Genomic DNA, 15,926 nt, shown 5'->3' on the forward strand with positions numbered 1-15,926 from the left:
TATTATGGATGCAGTTAAATCTTTTGCACTAAAGCATTTAAAAGAAGGCGCGATCTACGCAGTATTATTTGTATTGCTCGCCGTGATCGTGATTCAGGAGCCTTCCTTCTTAAGTCTTCGTAACCTGAGTAATATTCTGACTCAGTCCTCCGTGCGCATTATTATCGCACTGGGTGTTGCGGGGTTGATCGTCACGCAGGGCACCGACCTTTCCGCTGGTCGTCAGGTGGGTTTGGCTGCGGTGATTTCCGCGACCTTGCTTCAATCCATCGACAACGTGAACAAGGTGTTCCCAAGTATTGGTGAAGTGCCCATCATTGCTGTTATCATCTGCGTGTGTCTGATCGGTGCCATCATTGGCTTGGTCAATGGTGTGATTGTCGCTTACCTCAAAGTGACGCCATTTATCGCCACATTGGGCACAATGATCATCGTGTACGGTATCAACTCGCTTTACTACGACGCGGTTGGCGCATCACCCATTGCTGGCTTTGATGACCGCTTCACGGCATTCACCCAAGGCTTTATTCGAATCGGCGGGTTCAGGTTCTCCTACATCACCTTCTACGCCATTATTGCGACGGTGTTCATGTGGATTCTGTGGAACAAAACCGTGTTCGGCAAAAACATTTTTGCGGTCGGGGGCAACCCTGAAGCTGCGAAAGTATCCGGTGTGAACGTGCCACTGACGTTGCTGAAAGTGTATGCATTGTCAGGTGTCTTCTATGCATTCGGGGGGATGCTGGAAGCGGGACGTATCGGTAGCGCAACCAACAACTTGGGCTTTTTGTACGAGCTCGACGCTATTGCAGCGTGTGTGGTTGGTGGCGTGTCCTTCGCGGGCGGTGTGGGGAGCATCGCTGGCGTGGTAACGGGGGTTTTGATCTTTACCGTTATTAACTACGGTATGACGTACATTGGGGTCAGCCCTTACTGGCAATACATCATCAAGGGTTCCATCATCGTCTTCGCGGTGGCACTGGACTCGATGAAGTACGCCAATAAAAAGTAAAACTAACGACACAGTTGCTGCTGGTTCAAAACCGCTCCCTCGGGAGCGGTTTTTCTTTCTATTTTTATTTTTCTTTTGTCCGCGACATGATCGTCAAACTCATTGCATGACGTCTAAAACTGACTCAAATCCAAATCAACCGCGTCACCCAGCCACGATGCGTGCGTGGTGTGATCGGCCAAATCATCGCCGGTATCGGCATGCACCAACACACTCAATTTGCCGCGTTGCTGATCCAGCCACGGAATGAACTGATCGAAATCGTCATGGCTGAACAAAATCTGATAGCTCCACATGGTATGCGGGCCAACGAGACGTTGATGCAGCCTGCCGAGTTGGAGTGGGAATGTTTGTCCGATGCGCTCATACAAGCGGGTCGCAAACGCCAATGTGTTGGCATCAAAGTACACATGCGCGTGGTACATCGCATGGTCGTTCACGGGTCTTTTTTCTGTTTTCACGGCGTCACACTTCATTTGAATGGAGACACGCTGCCGGTCATGGGATTGATTTCCATGTATTTGGCAGGGCGCTTTCTTGATGCGGGGAGGGTAACACACTCGGCGGGAAAGTCAGGGGAAACGTGAACAAGTTGCGTCTGCGGCAACGCTTTGTGTGTCACACGGCGAGACGAAAAAGCCCGACCAATTGGCCGGGCTGAATCACGTTCACGGAATTATTCGTGTGCTTTATTTGAATTGCAGGATTTTGATGAGGTTGAATTGCCACGCAGTTTGTTGACCACCATCATCACGATTGGACTGGCCAGAATCACCACCGACAGGGCTGTAAACGCCAGCGTGATTGGACGTTCCCACAAGAAGCTCAGCTCGCCGTCGGTAATCATCAGTGCACGGCGCAGGTTTTCTTCCATCAGGCCGCCAAGGATAAAGCCCAACAATAACGGCGCGAGCGGGAAGTTTGCCAAGCGCAGCGCAATCGCACCCATCGCGACAAGCAGCATGATGAAGACATCCATGGTGTTGAACGACACCAGATACACACCGGTGATGGAGAAGAACAGAATCATCGGCAGCAGCACGGTGCGAGGCACGGCCAGCAGCTTCGAAATGTACGGAATCAGCGGCAGGTTGAGGATCAACAGCACAATGTTCCCCACGTACATCGAGATGATGACGGACCAGAACACATCCGGGTGATCGACAAACAGACGTGGGCCGGGTTGGATGCCGTAAGCAAGCAGTGCGCCGAGCATGATCGCCGTGGTGCCTGAACCCGGAATCCCCAGCGTGAGTAGCGGAACAAATGAGCCACTAGACGCTGCGTTGTTGGCCGATTCTGGCGCAACTAGGCCGCGAATGGAGCCGTGACCAAACTCCTCGCGTTTGTCTTTCGGCGCCAGATTACGTTCCATGCCGTAGCTCAGGAAGGCGGCAATGGTTGCGCCTGCGCCCGGTAGTACGCCGGTAAAGAAGCCAAGGATAGAAGAACGAATCGACACAGGCGCCGCTTCACGCACTTCTTCTTTGGTGATTTTCATGCTGCCGATGTTGCTCAACTTGCTGTTTTCTTCATCGCGCGTGTCGGATTCAGGTTTCAAAATGCCCATCAAGGTTTCGCCTAAAGCAAAGGTTGCCATGGCGAGCAGTAGGAAGCTAAAACCGTCCATCAGGTCGGTGAGGCCGAAGGTGAAGCGTTCTACCCCCACGCCCTTATCGATACCCACTGTTGAGAGCATCAAACCCAAAATGGTCATCATCCACGCTTTGATCACTTGGCCTTTGCCCGCGAACGCGGCCACGGCAGATAAGCCCAGCAGCATCAACGCAAAGTAGTCGGCCGACTGGAAACTCAGAGAAACCTGAGCCAGTGCAGGTGCAGCGACCAACAGCATGATGGCCGACAGTGTCCCGCCCGTGAATGAGGCATACGCCGCCAGTGCCAAGGCTTTACCCGCTTGGCCTTTTTGCGCCATCGGGTAGCCGTCAAACGCGGTTACCACAGTCGATGAACAGCCCGGCGCGTTGATCAGAATTGATGACGTGGAGCCGCCAAAAATGGCGCCGTAGTACACGCCCGCCATCAGGATCAGGCCGGATGACGGTTCCAGACCGTAAGTAATCGGAATCATCAACGCGATGGCGGAGATAGGGCCAAGGCCCGGTAGCATCCCAATGAAGGTTCCCACGAAACAGCCGACGATCACCATCAGCAGGTTAAAAGGCATGACTGCAGTCGACAGTCCTTGCAAAATTCCGTCTAACATAATCCTTTCCTACCAAAGCGTGAAAATCAGACCCGGTTCCAGATATACATCCAAACCTTGAGTCAGCAGTAAATAAAAGGCGATCACAAACGGGAACGATGCACCGAATAGAATCGATTTGCGGCGTTCACCCAGAATGTAGAAGCCTGCCATGAGGAAGAAACCGGTCGCCAGCACAAAGCCAAGATAGGTTAATCCTGCGCCGTAGAGCGCCATCAGCACCAAAAAGCCAATCAGCAGTTTCCAGTTGAACGACATCACTGCGCCGCTCTTTTTGTCCGGTTGACCAACCACTAACAACAGTAGTGACAAGCCGACACCGGCGTAAGTGAGCAGGGTCGGGAGGGTGCGCGCGGTAAACGGTTCGTACTCGTCGCCGGGAAACATAGGAATGAGTGTGCTTTGATAGCCGTAGCACAGGCTAAGGACAAGAAAGATCATCGCGCCGACGCGATCGCGGCACAGGAGATATTCCTTGCTGAATAATTTGGTTGGCAGATCCGACATATCCAACTCCATGACATCAGGTAGTGGTGAAGAAAAGGCCGCAGACAAGCGGAGTTAACGAAGGAATTAACTAAGGGTAAACGGATTGCTGCTAGTCAAAACATCTACCAAAACAAAGGAGTAATTTTTCGCTCGTCTGCGGCAAAAGTGCTGGAACGAGGCAACACTCGGTTGCCCGTTCCGTTGTTTGTGGAGAAAACGCAGCGTTATTTGAGGAAGCCCAGTTCACGCATCAGGTCGCCCATCTGCTTTTCCTGATCTTCGAGGAAAGCGAAGAAGTCTTTATCCGCTTTGTAGCTGTCAATCCAGCCGTTGCGGTCACGAACCACTTTCCACTCATCTGTGTCATACATTGTCTTCAGCGCGACGTTCCATTCATCAATCTTCTCTTGGCTGACACCCGGTGCTGCGAAGAAACCACGCCAGTTCGCAAACACAGTTGGGTTGTTGTATTCAGACAAGGTTGGAATGTTTGGCGCAACGTCCAAGCGTTTCGGGGCGGTGATTGCGAGGATCTTCACCTGGCCGCTTTTCGACATTTCGAGCACTTCACCAAGGCCGGTGGACAGAACTTGCGTTTCGCCAGACAGCAGGGCTGCCATCGCTTTACCGCCCGCATCGTAGGCGATGTAACGCACTTCTTTTGGATCGAGCCCTTGGCCTTTGAATGCCGCTGCGGCGACAAGGTGGTCCATACTGCCGCGTGCAGAACCGCCCGCGATTTTCACTTTGCGTGGGTTGTCTTTAAAGTCGGCAACCACTTCTTCCCAGCTGTTGTATTTGGAATCACCCGCAACCACGAACGCGCCGTAATCGGACACCGTTGCTGCCACTGGGGTTAAATCACGGAACGATTGTGGGAAAACGCCGGAGAGCGAACGCACCACGATGGGCGTTGAGTTCACCATCAAGGTGTCTTCTTGACGATCAGCCGTCTCGATCAGGTGTGCAATGGCTTTACCGCCGCCGCCGCCCGAAAGGTTTTGATAGGATACATTGTCGATCAGGTGTGTTTTCATCAGCACGTCACCGGTGCCACGGGCAGTCATGTCCCAGCCTCCGCCTGCACCGCCGGGGATCAGAAAGTGGATTTTTTCCAGATCCGCTGCCAGAGCAGAGAAAGAGAAGGTGGCGGCAAGCAGCGACGCTGCGAGGGTCGGTTTGAAATGCTTCAACATATTCACGTTCCTTATGTAGGTGCATCATCCAGAGGTATGACGCTTATCGTTATCATCGCGGTAGCAGGGCAGAAGTTTGCTACCGTGTTATTGTAGGTTAAGAATGTGTTAATGGTTTGTCTCTAAAGCGGCGATAAAAACATTATTGGGCATAAAGGGAGTTATGTTCATAAAGTTCACGGCACATTCGCCCGCATCGCCCTGCGCAATTTTGTTCAATATTCTCCCGTTCCCGCTGGTTACTATCACCCCGTGAAAACGCACGAAAGGACGGGATGATGGTTTCTTTATTAAGCGCAATGGCGCTGTTTGCTTTTGTTGGGGCGGTCTCTCCAGGACCGGTGAATGTGATGGCGACTTACGCGGGCGCGCAGTTTGGCTGGCGCAAAGCGTCCATCCATGTGTTGGGTGCCTCCGTGGCTTACGTGTTGGTGGTGTTTATCTGTGGCGTGGCACTTGGCGAAATGAGCCAAGGCATCCCGCTGCTGGTGCCGGTTATGCGTTGGGTGGGCAGTTTGTATTTGCTCTATTTGGCCGTACGTATCCTGCTGGCTAAGGATTTGGGGCTCAACTCCAATCCGCAAATGGCGATGAAAGCGCTGTTTGTGCAAGGCAGTTTGATACAATTACTCAACCCAAAAGCGTGGATTTTTGCCAGTTCCGGGGTTAGCTTGTATGTTTTGAATCAGGTGAACACGCACTCGGCATTGGGATGGTTTTGCTCGCTGTCGCTGGTGATCTGTTTTATTGGTGTGGGGGTGTGGGCAGTGCTCGGTCAATCGGTCGCGCAATGGCTCAATTCACCACGGCGTCAACGCTGGTTTCAACTCATTTTGGCGGCGATGCTCTGTGGGTCGATGATCATCATCTGGATGTGAGGATAGGGAATGTCAACATCGTTAAGCAGTAACATCATGCGCCCGACGGCGCTGCCGCAGGTCGAAGCGCGTATCGCCAAGTGGTCGCATGTCTGTTATCAAAAGCATTCTCACGACGAATTTTCGTTTGGCATCATTGATAGCGGCAGAGCGCGCTATGACAATCACGTGCGCCAGCATCAAATCGGCAGTGGCGATGTGGTTACCATCAATCCTGCCGACATGCACTCGTGCAACCCACATGAGGGCGAATGGTCGTATCGAATGCTATTTGTCGACACATTATGGATGGGGCAGATGCAGCAAGAGGTATTAGGGCGCCGCCAGATGGATTACTACGCCTTTATTTCGGACTTTGAACGTCGCGCCGATTTCAGCCTTCAGTTTGAACAGTTATTTGCCGCTCTCCTGCAAGAGCAAGATGCTTTGTCTGCGCATACCTTGATGTATGAATTCATCGAGCGATTGTATACGCCGTCGGCGGTGGTGACCGACGGCAGCCAGCTTGCCACCCAGCGTAAACGTGCCCCGGATTATCTGCTGCGCGCCCGTGAGCGGCTGTTTGATGAAATCGATCAATCGATTGGTCTCGATGCGCTTGCCATTGAGGTGGGCGTGAGTCCGTATCATCTGATCCGCACGTTCAAGCAATACTATGGCCTGTCGCCCCATGCGTACCTCATGGATGAACGCATCAAACGCGCCAAACAGTTACTGAAGCAGGGTGAAACAATTGTCGACACCTCGCTTGCTTTAGGATTTGCTGATCAAGCTCACTTTCAACGTAGTTTTAAAAGTCGTATTGCACTGACACCTAAGAAATATCAGTCCTTCTTCACACTTTAAATCCTCTCAAATCTCCCTATTAGGTCTGCTTACGACCTTAGTCTAAATTGTCGACAATTTGCTTGATTGTCGACAATTTGATCGTCTATCTTAAGTTTAACCCTTTGGTAAGCCCTTCATCGTTGGATGACTTTTCTTGGCTTACCCACTTTGTAGAAGATGAGATGATGACGACTGAATTAAAAAAGCGCGCGGCAGGCGAGAAAGAACATACCAAATCAGAAAGCCTGACCGAATTTTTGATCGAAGCGATCGTAGAAGGGGGCATGGCGCCGGGCAGTAAAATCTCGGAACCCGAGCTGGCCAAGCGTTTCCAAGTGAGCCGCGGCCCGCTGCGTGAAGCGTTAATGCGTGTGGAAGGGTTGGGGTTGATTGAACGTATTCCGCATGTCGGGGCGCGTGTGATTCAGTTCTCCACGGAAAAATTGCTGGAACTGTACGCGGTTCGTGAAGCGCTGGAAGGCATGGCGGCACGCTTAGCGGCGCGCAATATTACTGAAATCGAACTGGCTGGGCTGGAAACGTTATTGTCGACACATTCGGCGCACATCGATCAAGTTGATGGCGCGTCGTATTTCCACCAGCAAGGAGATTTCGATTTCCATTACCGCATTATTAAAGCCAGCCGCAACACACAACTGGTGTCGCTATTGTGCGATGAGCTTTACCACTTGCTGCGCATGTACCGCTATCAATCGCCACGCGCTCATTCGCGTCCGATTGAAGCGTTGGAAGAACACAAATTCATTCTGCAAGCGATTCGCGATCGCGATGAAGAGCTGGCAGAAATGCTGATGCGTCGACACATTTCAGGTAGTCGTCGCCTAATCGAAAAACAGATACAAAACGAAGCCCAAGATTAAGGAGAATCCCATGAGCTTAAGTCCGGGTGCGAAGTTCAGGCTCGCTATTCAAACCAATCAGCCGTTGCAGATTGTTGGCACGATCAACCCTTACTGCGCCATGATGGCGAAGAAACTGGGGCATCAGGCGATTTATCTGTCGGGTGGTGGTATCGCTAACGCGTCTTATGGCTTGCCGGATCTCGGGATCACGACACTCAACGACGTGCTGGTGGACGTAGAACGCATCACCAACGCGTGTGATTTGCCTTTGTTGGTCGATATCGACACCGGTTTTGGCGGCGCATTTAACATTGCGCGTACCATCAAAGCGATGGAAAAAGCTGGCGCCGCAGCGGTGCACATGGAAGACCAAGTGGCGCAGAAACGCTGTGGTCACCGACCCAACAAAGCGATTGTCAGCCAGCAAGAGATGGTTGACCGCGTGAAAGCGGCGGTGGATGCGCGTGACAATCCGGAATTCGTCATCATGGCGCGTACCGATGCGCTGGCGGTAGAAGGCATGGACAGTGCGATTGAGCGCGCGATTGCGTGTGTAGAAGCGGGCGCTGACATGATTTTCCCAGAAGCGATGACCGAACTGAAACAGTACGAGCAGTTCTCGACCGCGCTGCATTCGGCAACCGGTAAGCATGTGCCGATTCTGGCCAACATCACTGAGTTTGGTCAAACACCGCTCTATAACTGTGAAGATTTAGCCAAATCGAACGTGGATATGGTGCTTTACCCATTGAGTGCGTTCCGCGCGATGAACAAAGCGGCCGAAATGGTTTATCGCCACCTGCTGGAGATGGGCAATCAGGAAGCCTTGCTTGGTCAAATGCAGACGCGTAAAGAGCTGTATGAATACCTCAATTACCATGATTACGAAGACAAGCTGGATCAGCTGTTTTCGGAAGGAAAGTAGGCGACGTTGAACCTCGGTTCGACAAGGTTCAACGAAGGAAGCCCAAAGAAAAACGAAGCCCAAGAAAAATAAATTCGGAAAGAAAATAGTATCGGAAAGAAACAGGCCCCGACCGGATCATGTGTCAGGCGGGGAACACCCAATAACGTGAAACCGCTGCGCCATCGAGCTTAAGCTGGCCCAATGAGGCCGATTCAATAGGATCCGAAGCGCGGCAAGAAAAGGAGTTCTACATGCCTCAGTCTTTGACAAAGAAAGCTGAATTAGGCGGAGCAGGCCTGCGTGGCCAAAGCGCTGGAAGCACAGCTTTATGTACGGTTGGTAAAACCGGAACCGGTCTAACCTACCGTGGTTATGACATCACGGATCTGGCAAATCATGCGCAATTTGAAGAAGTCGCGCATCTACTGCTCGTCGGTCACTTGCCTACGCAAGCTGAACTGGATCAATACAAAACCCGTCTGATTGGTCTGCGTGGCCTGCCGCAAGCATTGAAAGAAGTGCTAGAGCGTATTCCTGCGGACGCGCACCCGATGGACGTGATGCGTACCGGGTGTTCCATGCTGGGGAACTTGGAAACTGAACACGATTTTTCACAGCAGCTCGCTGCGACAGAACGCATGCTGGCGCTCTTCCCAGCCATTATCTGTTATTGGTATCGCTTTAGCCATGATGGCGTGCGCATTGATACCGAAGACACCAGCGAAGCTTGTATCGGTGGTTATTTCCTGAAAATGCTGACCGACCAGGCGCCGAGCGATCTGTTCAAGCAAGTGATGCACTGCTCGTTGATTCTGTACGCAGAGCACGAGTTCAACGCATCCACGTTCACGGCGCGCGTCTGTGCTTCCACGTTGTCTGATATTCACTCGTGCGTGACAGGCGCGATCGGTACGCTGCGCGGCCCGCTGCATGGCGGCGCGAACGAAGCGGCGATGGCGATGATTGAGAACTGGAAAACGCCGGATGAAGCGGAACAAAACATTCTGCGCATGCTGGAAAACAAAGACAAAATCATGGGCTTTGGTCATGCGATTTACCGTGAGAGCGACCCGCGTAACGCCCTGATCAAACGCTGGTCAAAAGAACTGTCCGAAAAAGTCGGTGACACCCATTTGTATGCGGTTTCTGAACGCGTGGAAGCGGTGATGAAACGTGAAAAAGGCTTGTTCTGTAACGCCGATTTCTTCCATGCCTCGGCGTATCACTTCATGGGGATTCCAACCAAACTGTTCACGCCCATCTTTGTGATGAGCCGTTTGACGGGGTGGGCTGCCCATGTGTACGAGCAGCGTGCGAACAACCGCATCATTCGTCCAAGTGCGGACTATGTTGGCCCGGATCATCAGCAATGGTTGCCGATTGAAAAACGCGGCTAACTCGCTCAGCAATGACCGTGCGAATGAGCGCGGTCATCATGGATTTGCGATTCGCTGATGGGCGAATTTGCCTGCCACGGTTGTGACGCCCAAACAACTTAAAGCGCTTGCGACACGCTTGCTGCTTTAAGTGGCAAGGGAATAGTAATGAATCGGATGGATACTATGACCACTCAAAACGATATGAACAGCCAATACCGGAAACTGCTACCCGGCACAAATATCAGTTATTTTGATGCCGAAGAAGCAGTCAACGCAATTGCGCCCGGTGCCTACGCGACGCTGCCTTATACCTCGCGCGTTCTGGCTGAAAACTTGGTTCGCCGCTGCGAACCCGAAGCACTGACAGACTCCCTGAAACAACTGATTGAACGCAAACGCGACCTTGATTTCCCTTGGTATCCGGCGCGCGTGGTGTGTCACGACATTCTTGGCCAAACCGCGTTGGTTGATTTGGCTGGCCTGCGCGATGCGATCGCAGAGCAGGGCGGCGATCCGGCCAAAGTGAACCCGGTGGTGGAAACGCAACTGATTGTTGACCACTCGCTTGCGGTCGAACACGCAGGGTTTGAACCGGATGCGTTTGAGAAAAACCGCGCGATTGAAGATCGCCGCAACGAAGACCGTTTTCACTTCATCGAATGGTGTAAAACCGCGTTTAAAAACGTCAGCGTGATTCCTGCTGGCAACGGCATCATGCACCAGATCAACTTGGAAAAAATGTCGCCCGTGGTGCAACTGAAAAACGGCGTGGCGTTTCCAGATACGTGTGTCGGCACCGACAGCCACACGCCGCACGTCGATTCTCTTGGTGTCATCGCGATTGGTGTCGGTGGTTTGGAAGCCGAAACCGTGATGCTAGGCCGCCCATCCATGATGCGCCTGCCGGACATCGTCGGCGTGAAACTGACCGGCAAACGCAAACCGGGTATTACCGCCACTGACATCGTTTTGGCAATCACTGAGTTTCTGCGCGGCGAACGCGTGGTGTCGTCTTATCTCGAATTTTTTGGCGAAGGGGCGAAACAGCTCACCATCGGCGACCGCGCAACCATTTCCAACATGACTCCGGAATATGGTGCCAGCGCGGGCATGTTCTACATCGATGAGCAGACCATCAACTACCTGAAATTGACCGGCCGCGACGCCGAACAAGTGGCGCTGGTTGAACAGTACGCCAAACAAACCGGCCTGTGGGCGGATGCGCTGGAGACGGCGCAATACGAACGCGTATTGGAGTTTGATCTCTCCCAAGTAGAACGTAACTTGGCTGGGCCTTCGAACCCGCATCGCCGCTTGCCCACCTCGCAACTGGCTGAGCGCGGTATCGCCGGAAAATGGGAAGAGAAAGCGGGCGAAATGCCCGATGGCGCTGTGATCATCGCCGCGATTACCTCGTGTACCAACACCAGTAACCCACGCAACGTGGTCGCAGCTGGCTTGGTGGCGAAAAAAGCCAATGAACTGGGTTTGGTGCGTAAACCGTGGGTGAAAACCTCGTTTGCGCCGGGTTCCAAAGTCGCCAAATTGTATCTTGAAGAAGCCAATCTGTTACCTGAACTGGAACAGTTGGGCTTTGGTATTGTGGCCTATGCGTGTACCACCTGTAACGGCATGAGTGGCGCGCTGGATCCGACCATCCAACAAGAGATCATCGATCGCGATCTGTATGCGACCGCCGTATTGTCGGGCAACCGCAACTTTGATGGTCGGATTCACCCCTACGCCAAACAGGCGTTTCTGGCCTCGCCACCGCTGGTGGTGGCTTATGCGCTGGCGGGTACGATTCGCTTTGATATTGAGCGCGATGCGTTGGGGCATGATGCCAACGGGAAGCCGATTTACCTCAACGACATCTGGCCAAGCGATGAAGAGATTGATGCGATTGTGAATCAGCACGTCAAACCGGAGCAGTTCAATCAAGTCTACATTCAGATGTTTAAACTCGATGACGCCGAGCAAAACAGCAATCCGCTGTACGACTGGCGCCCAATGAGTACCTATATTCGCCGTCCGCCGTATTGGGAAGGCGCACTGGCGGGTGAACGCACGCTGAAAGGCATGCGCCCATTGGCGGTGGTGGGTGACAACATCACCACTGACCATTTGTCGCCATCGAATGCGATTCTAGCCAGCAGCGCCGCGGGTGAATACCTGACGAAAATGGGCGTGCCGGAAGAGGACTTTAACTCCTACGCGACGCACCGCGGTGATCACCTGACGGCGCAGCGTGCAACGTTTGCCAACCCGAAACTGTTCAATGAGATGGTCAAAGCGCATGGCGACGTGGTGCAAGGCTCGCTTGCGCGTATCGAACCGGACGGCAAAGTGACCCGCATGTGGGAAGCGATTGAAACCTACATGCAGCGCAAACAGCCGCTGATCATTGTGGCGGGCGCCGACTACGGCCAAGGCTCTTCCCGTGACTGGGCGGCCAAAGGCGTGCGCTTAGCAGGTGTGGAAGCGATTGTCGCCGAAGGCTTTGAGCGCATCCACCGTACCAACCTGGTCGGCATGGGTGTGTTGCCATTGCAATTCAAAGAGGGCGTGAATCGCCTCACATTGGGACTCGATGGCACCGAACTGTACGACGTGGTGGGTGACATCAAGCCGGGCTGCGATTTGGCGCTGGTGATCACGCGACAAAACGGCGAGAAGCTGGATGTCGCGGTGACTTGTCGTTTAGATACCGCCGATGAAGTGCATGTGTATCACGCGGGCGGTGTGCTGCAGCGTTTTGCACAAGACTTTTTGGCGAGCTGAGAAGGAGTGATGCAATGAGCAATGTCAGCACAACTTCTCCATGGACCACGGCTGAGATGCTGTCTCAGCCCCTATCTTTTCAAAACCGAGAGTCTTCTCAAACCCGAGTGCCTGCGACGTACATGCGTGGCGGCACCAGCAAAGGGGTGTTTTTCCGTCTGGGCGATCTGCCGCCTGCGGCGCAGGTGGCGGGCGCGGCGCGCGATCGCTTACTCATGCGCGTGATTGGCAGCCCGGATCCGTACGGCAAACAGATTGATGGCATGGGCGGCGCCACTTCAAGCACCAGTAAAACCGTGATTGTGTCGCAAAGCACCCAAGCGGATCACGACGTCGATTATCTGTTTGGACAAGTATCGATTGATAAAGCGTTTGTCGACTGGAGTGGTAACTGCGGTAATCTGTCGGCGGCGATTGGCCCGTTTGCAATTTACGCCGGATTCATTGCGCCCGAGCGCATTCCTCACAACGGCGTGGTTGCGGTGCGTGTGTGGCAGGTCAATATCAGCAAAACCATCGTCGTGCATGTGCCGATCAAAGATGGCTTGGTGCAGGAAACGGGCGAGTTTGAACTTGATGGCGTGACGTTCCCAGCGGCGGAAATTCAGGTCGATTTTATGGATCCGGCTGATGGGGAAGGCGCTATGTTCCCGACCGGAAATCTGGTCGATGATCTTGATGTTCCGGGCGTCGGCACATTGAACGCCACGCTCATCAACGCGGGCATTCCGACGATTTTTGTCGATGCCGCGTCGATTGGTTATCAGGGCACGGAGCTACAGGATGACATTAACAACGACAGCCAAGCGCTGGCGATGTTTGAAACCATTCGTGCTTACGGCGCGCTGAAAATGGGGCTGATTGAAGACCTCAGCGAAGCGCAAACCCGTCAACACACGCCCAAAATTGCCTTTGTCTCCAAACCGCAAACCTACACCGCATCCAGCGGCAAACCCGTTGCAGCCAGTGATGTCGATGTACTGGTGCGCGCGTTGTCGATGGGCAAATTGCATCACGCCATGATGGGAACCGCTGCCGTTGCCATCGCTGCCGCGGCGTGTGTGCCAGGAACGTTGGTCAATTTGGCCGCCGGGGGCGGAGAGAAAACGTCGGTGACTTTTGGTCACCCTTCGGGAACATTAAAAATTGGCGCCAGTGCAAGCGAAACGACGCAAGGTTGGGTGGTCGAAAAAGCCGTGATGGGTCGCAGCGCACGTATTTTGATGGAAGGTTGGGTGCGCGTGCCCGCAGAAACCATCAACCACGGCTAAGCCAGAACAATCAAGGAGAAGCACCATGTCTGCATATTTAAAGGAATATCAATGGGCTAAGGATGAGCCGCAAGCGTTCTGGAAAGCGCAAGCCCAAAACATCGACTGGTTTGAATTCCCTCAAACCATTTTGCAAAAAGACGAACACGGCATTGAACGCTGGTTCCCGGATGGGTTGCTCAACACCTCGTGGTTGGCGTTGGATTACCACTGTGAGCAGGGTCGTGGCGATCAAACCGCGCTGATTTATGACTCGCCGGTGACGGGTAAAAAGCAGCGTTACAGCTACACCGCGCTGCGGGATTGTGTCGCGCGCGTGGCGGGCATGTTGGCCGCGCAGGGCGTTACCAAAGGCGATCGCGTGATTATCTACATGCCGATGATCCCCGAAGCGGCGATGGCGATGCTGGCGTGTGCACGTTTGGGCGCCATTCACTCGGTGGTATTTGGTGGCTTTGCGCCAAACGAGCTGGCGGTGCGAATTGAAGACGCCGAACCCAAAGTCATTATGACGGCCTCTTGCGGCGTAGAAGTCAATAAAGTGATTCCTTATAAGCCCTTGGTGGATAAGGCGATCATGGATAGCCGCTGGAAACCTGAGCACGTGTTGGTGTATCAACGTCCGGAGTGCCCGGCCGATTTAACCAGCGAACGCGATTTGGAATGGAACACGCTGATTCAAAGTGCGCTACCGCACGCGTGTGTGCCCGTGTTGGCGACCGACCCGCTATACATTCTGTACACCTCGGGCACGACCGGTAAACCGAAAGGCGTGGTGCGCGACAACGGCGGTCATGCGGTGGCGCTCAAGTACTCGATGAGCAGTATTTATGACATGCCACAAGATGGCGTGTTTTGGGCTGCATCCGACGTGGGTTGGGTGGTGGGGCACTCATACATTGTTTACGCACCGCTGCTGCACGGCTGTACGACCATTTTGTACGAAGGCAAACCAGTGCGCACACCGGATCCGGGTGCTTTCTGGCGCGTGTGTCAGGAATACAAAGTGACCGCGCTGTTTTCAGCGCCAACGGCTTTCCGCGCCATCAAAAAAGAAGATCCGGAAGGGGAACACCTCAAAAAGTATGACTTGTCGAGCGTGAAAACCATCTTTATGGCAGGTGAACGTTTGGATCCGCCGACTTTAGAATGGGTGGAATCAAAAACCGATAAGCCGGTGATTGACCACTGGTGGCAAACCGAAACGGGCTGGGCGATTGCCGGCAATCCGACCGGCATTGAACTGATGCCGATTAAAGCGGGTTCAGCGACCAAGCCGATTCCGGGGTATCAAGTGGAGATCCTCAATGAACTCGGCGAGGTGCTGCCACCCAATCAACAAGGTTTTGTGGCGTTAAAACGCCCGTTACCGCCCAGCTGTTTGCCGACCGTGTGGCGCAACCACGACCGTTTTGAGACCGGTTATCTGTCGCAATTTCCGGGGTACTACGTTTCGGGTGACGGCGGTTATCTCGATGAAGACGGTTATCTGTTCATCATGGGTCGCATTGACGATGTGATTAACGTTGCTGGTCATCGCCTCTCGACGGGTGAAATGGAAGAGATCGTCGGCGCGCACCCTGCGGTGGCGGAATGCGCGGTAGTCGGCGTGCACGATGAACTGAAAGGGCAGTTGCCACTCGGACTCGTGGTGCTGAAAGATGGCGTGAAGATCGATGCGCTGGCGCTGGAAACCGAATTGGTCAGCAGCGTGCGCAGTCAAATTGGCGCGGTGGCGTGTTTTAAACACGCATTGGTGGTGGAGCGATTACCCAAAACCCGTTCAGGTAAGATTTTGCGCCGCATTATCCGCCAGATTGCGGATGGAGAAAGTTACACGGTTCCATCCACCATTGACGATCCAACCAGCCTCAACGAATTGGAAAAGGTGCTGCATCATTAAGGTGTAGCTTGTGCTCAAGCCGCGTGAGAACGTTCTGGCATGCGGCTTGAGGAAACTAGGGGAAACGCAGTTCATTTTGACCCTTTGTGCTCCGCACTCGCGGAGCATTTTTTTACCTGCCGCATACGATTCATCATATGTATTCAAAATATATATGGATAATTACCTGAAATTTATCAACTTATGCAAATA

At 53.3% G+C, this 15,926-nt stretch carries 12 protein-coding genes and 1 pseudogene; 9 read left to right on the top strand and 4 right to left on the bottom strand.

Annotated features, from left to right (window positions below):
• Window positions 1–4: 4 nt before the first annotated feature.
• Window positions 5–1,012 carry a galactose/methyl galactoside ABC transporter permease MglC gene (gene mglC / locus ACF8PK_RS06030; protein ID WP_004725773.1) on the top strand — a complete coding sequence of 336 codons (1,008 nt, stop codon included), beginning with the start codon at window positions 5–7 and terminating at the stop codon, window positions 1,010–1,012.
• Window positions 1,013–1,125: 113 nt separating this feature from the next.
• On the opposite strand, the gene ACF8PK_RS06035 is transcribed toward mglC, so the two are convergent.
• The 4 genes from ACF8PK_RS06035 to ACF8PK_RS06050 all read right to left on the bottom strand — a co-directional run bounded on the left by ACF8PK_RS06035 (window position 1,126) and on the right by ACF8PK_RS06050 (window position 4,924).
• Complete coding sequence (locus ACF8PK_RS06035; protein ID WP_392440615.1) at window positions 1,126–1,437, bottom strand: DOPA 4,5-dioxygenase family protein; 312 nt, start codon at window positions 1,435–1,437, stop codon at window positions 1,126–1,128.
• Between the two features lie 251 nt (window positions 1,438–1,688).
• Window positions 1,689–3,239 (bottom strand): tripartite tricarboxylate transporter permease, encoded by a 1,551-nt coding sequence (locus ACF8PK_RS06040; RefSeq protein ID WP_041942538.1) that lies wholly within the window; start codon window positions 3,237–3,239, stop codon window positions 1,689–1,691.
• A gap of 9 nt (window positions 3,240–3,248) precedes the next feature.
• The gene (locus tag ACF8PK_RS06045) at window positions 3,249–3,746 is read right to left on the bottom strand and encodes a tripartite tricarboxylate transporter TctB family protein (protein ID WP_004725779.1); all 498 of its coding nucleotides are present in this window, start codon (window positions 3,744–3,746) and stop codon (window positions 3,249–3,251) included.
• Between the two features lie 206 nt (window positions 3,747–3,952).
• Window positions 3,953–4,924, bottom strand: a complete 972-nt coding sequence (locus ACF8PK_RS06050; protein WP_392440517.1) for a tripartite tricarboxylate transporter substrate binding protein — start codon at window positions 4,922–4,924, stop codon at window positions 3,953–3,955.
• A gap of 278 nt (window positions 4,925–5,202) precedes the next feature.
• On the opposite strand from ACF8PK_RS06050, the gene ACF8PK_RS06055 reads away from it, so the two are divergent.
• The 8 genes and pseudogenes from ACF8PK_RS06055 to ACF8PK_RS06090 all read left to right on the top strand — a co-directional run.
• Window positions 5,203–5,802 carry a LysE family translocator gene (locus tag ACF8PK_RS06055; RefSeq protein ID WP_392440519.1) on the top strand — a complete coding sequence of 200 codons (600 nt, stop codon included), beginning with the start codon at window positions 5,203–5,205 and terminating at the stop codon, window positions 5,800–5,802.
• Between the two features lie 9 nt (window positions 5,803–5,811).
• On the top strand, window positions 5,812–6,648 hold the full coding sequence (locus tag ACF8PK_RS06060) for a helix-turn-helix domain-containing protein (protein ID WP_392440521.1): 837 nt from the start codon (window positions 5,812–5,814) through the stop codon (window positions 6,646–6,648).
• Between the two features lie 164 nt (window positions 6,649–6,812).
• Complete coding sequence (locus ACF8PK_RS06065) at window positions 6,813–7,511, top strand: GntR family transcriptional regulator (protein WP_038151103.1); 699 nt, start codon at window positions 6,813–6,815, stop codon at window positions 7,509–7,511.
• A 10-nt stretch (window positions 7,512–7,521) separates the two neighbouring features.
• Entirely contained in the window at window positions 7,522–8,418 is an 897-nt protein-coding gene (gene prpB, locus ACF8PK_RS06070) for a methylisocitrate lyase (protein WP_004725787.1), read from the top strand.
• Window positions 8,419–8,651: 233 nt separating this feature from the next.
• Complete coding sequence (prpC, locus tag ACF8PK_RS06075) at window positions 8,652–9,797, top strand: 2-methylcitrate synthase (protein ID WP_392440524.1); 1,146 nt, start codon at window positions 8,652–8,654, stop codon at window positions 9,795–9,797.
• Between the two features lie 165 nt (window positions 9,798–9,962).
• Complete coding sequence (gene acnD / locus ACF8PK_RS06080) at window positions 9,963–12,560, top strand: Fe/S-dependent 2-methylisocitrate dehydratase AcnD (protein WP_392440526.1); 2,598 nt, start codon at window positions 9,963–9,965, stop codon at window positions 12,558–12,560.
• Between the two features lie 56 nt (window positions 12,561–12,616).
• Window positions 12,617–13,831: a 2-methylaconitate cis-trans isomerase PrpF gene (gene prpF / locus ACF8PK_RS06085; RefSeq protein ID WP_392440616.1), complete on the top strand. Its 1,215-nt coding sequence runs from the start codon at window positions 12,617–12,619 to the stop codon at window positions 13,829–13,831.
• A 13-nt stretch (window positions 13,832–13,844) separates the two neighbouring features.
• Window positions 13,845–15,734 (top strand): annotated as a pseudogene (locus tag ACF8PK_RS06090) (propionyl-CoA synthetase); the annotation flags it as partial.
• Window positions 15,735–15,926: the final 192 nt, after the last annotated feature.

Source organism: Vibrio sp. CJQ_6 (assembly GCF_043106745.1).
GTDB lineage: Bacteria > Pseudomonadota > Gammaproteobacteria > Enterobacterales > Vibrionaceae > Vibrio > Vibrio furnissii.

Excerpts from the sequence above, each read along its gene's own strand:
- mglC (WP_004725773.1), top strand. The coding sequence starts at position 5 with ATGGATGCAGTTAAATCTTTTGCACTAAAGCATTTAAAAGAAGGCGCG.
- ACF8PK_RS06035 (WP_392440615.1), bottom strand. The coding sequence starts at position 1,437 with ATGTACCACGCGCATGTGTACTTTGATGCCAACACATTGGCGTTTGCG.
- ACF8PK_RS06040 (WP_041942538.1), bottom strand. The coding sequence starts at position 3,239 with ATGTTAGACGGAATTTTGCAAGGACTGTCGACTGCAGTCATGCCTTTT.
- ACF8PK_RS06045 (WP_004725779.1), bottom strand. The coding sequence starts at position 3,746 with ATGTCGGATCTGCCAACCAAATTATTCAGCAAGGAATATCTCCTGTGC.
- ACF8PK_RS06050 (WP_392440517.1), bottom strand. The coding sequence starts at position 4,924 with ATGTTGAAGCATTTCAAACCGACCCTCGCAGCGTCGCTGCTTGCCGCC.
- ACF8PK_RS06055 (WP_392440519.1), top strand. The coding sequence starts at position 5,203 with ATGGTTTCTTTATTAAGCGCAATGGCGCTGTTTGCTTTTGTTGGGGCG.
- ACF8PK_RS06060 (WP_392440521.1), top strand. The coding sequence starts at position 5,812 with ATGTCAACATCGTTAAGCAGTAACATCATGCGCCCGACGGCGCTGCCG.
- ACF8PK_RS06065 (WP_038151103.1), top strand. The coding sequence starts at position 6,813 with ATGATGACGACTGAATTAAAAAAGCGCGCGGCAGGCGAGAAAGAACAT.
- prpB (WP_004725787.1), top strand. The coding sequence starts at position 7,522 with ATGAGCTTAAGTCCGGGTGCGAAGTTCAGGCTCGCTATTCAAACCAAT.
- prpC (WP_392440524.1), top strand. The coding sequence starts at position 8,652 with ATGCCTCAGTCTTTGACAAAGAAAGCTGAATTAGGCGGAGCAGGCCTG.
- acnD (WP_392440526.1), top strand. The coding sequence starts at position 9,963 with ATGACCACTCAAAACGATATGAACAGCCAATACCGGAAACTGCTACCC.
- prpF (WP_392440616.1), top strand. The coding sequence starts at position 12,617 with ATGCTGTCTCAGCCCCTATCTTTTCAAAACCGAGAGTCTTCTCAAACC.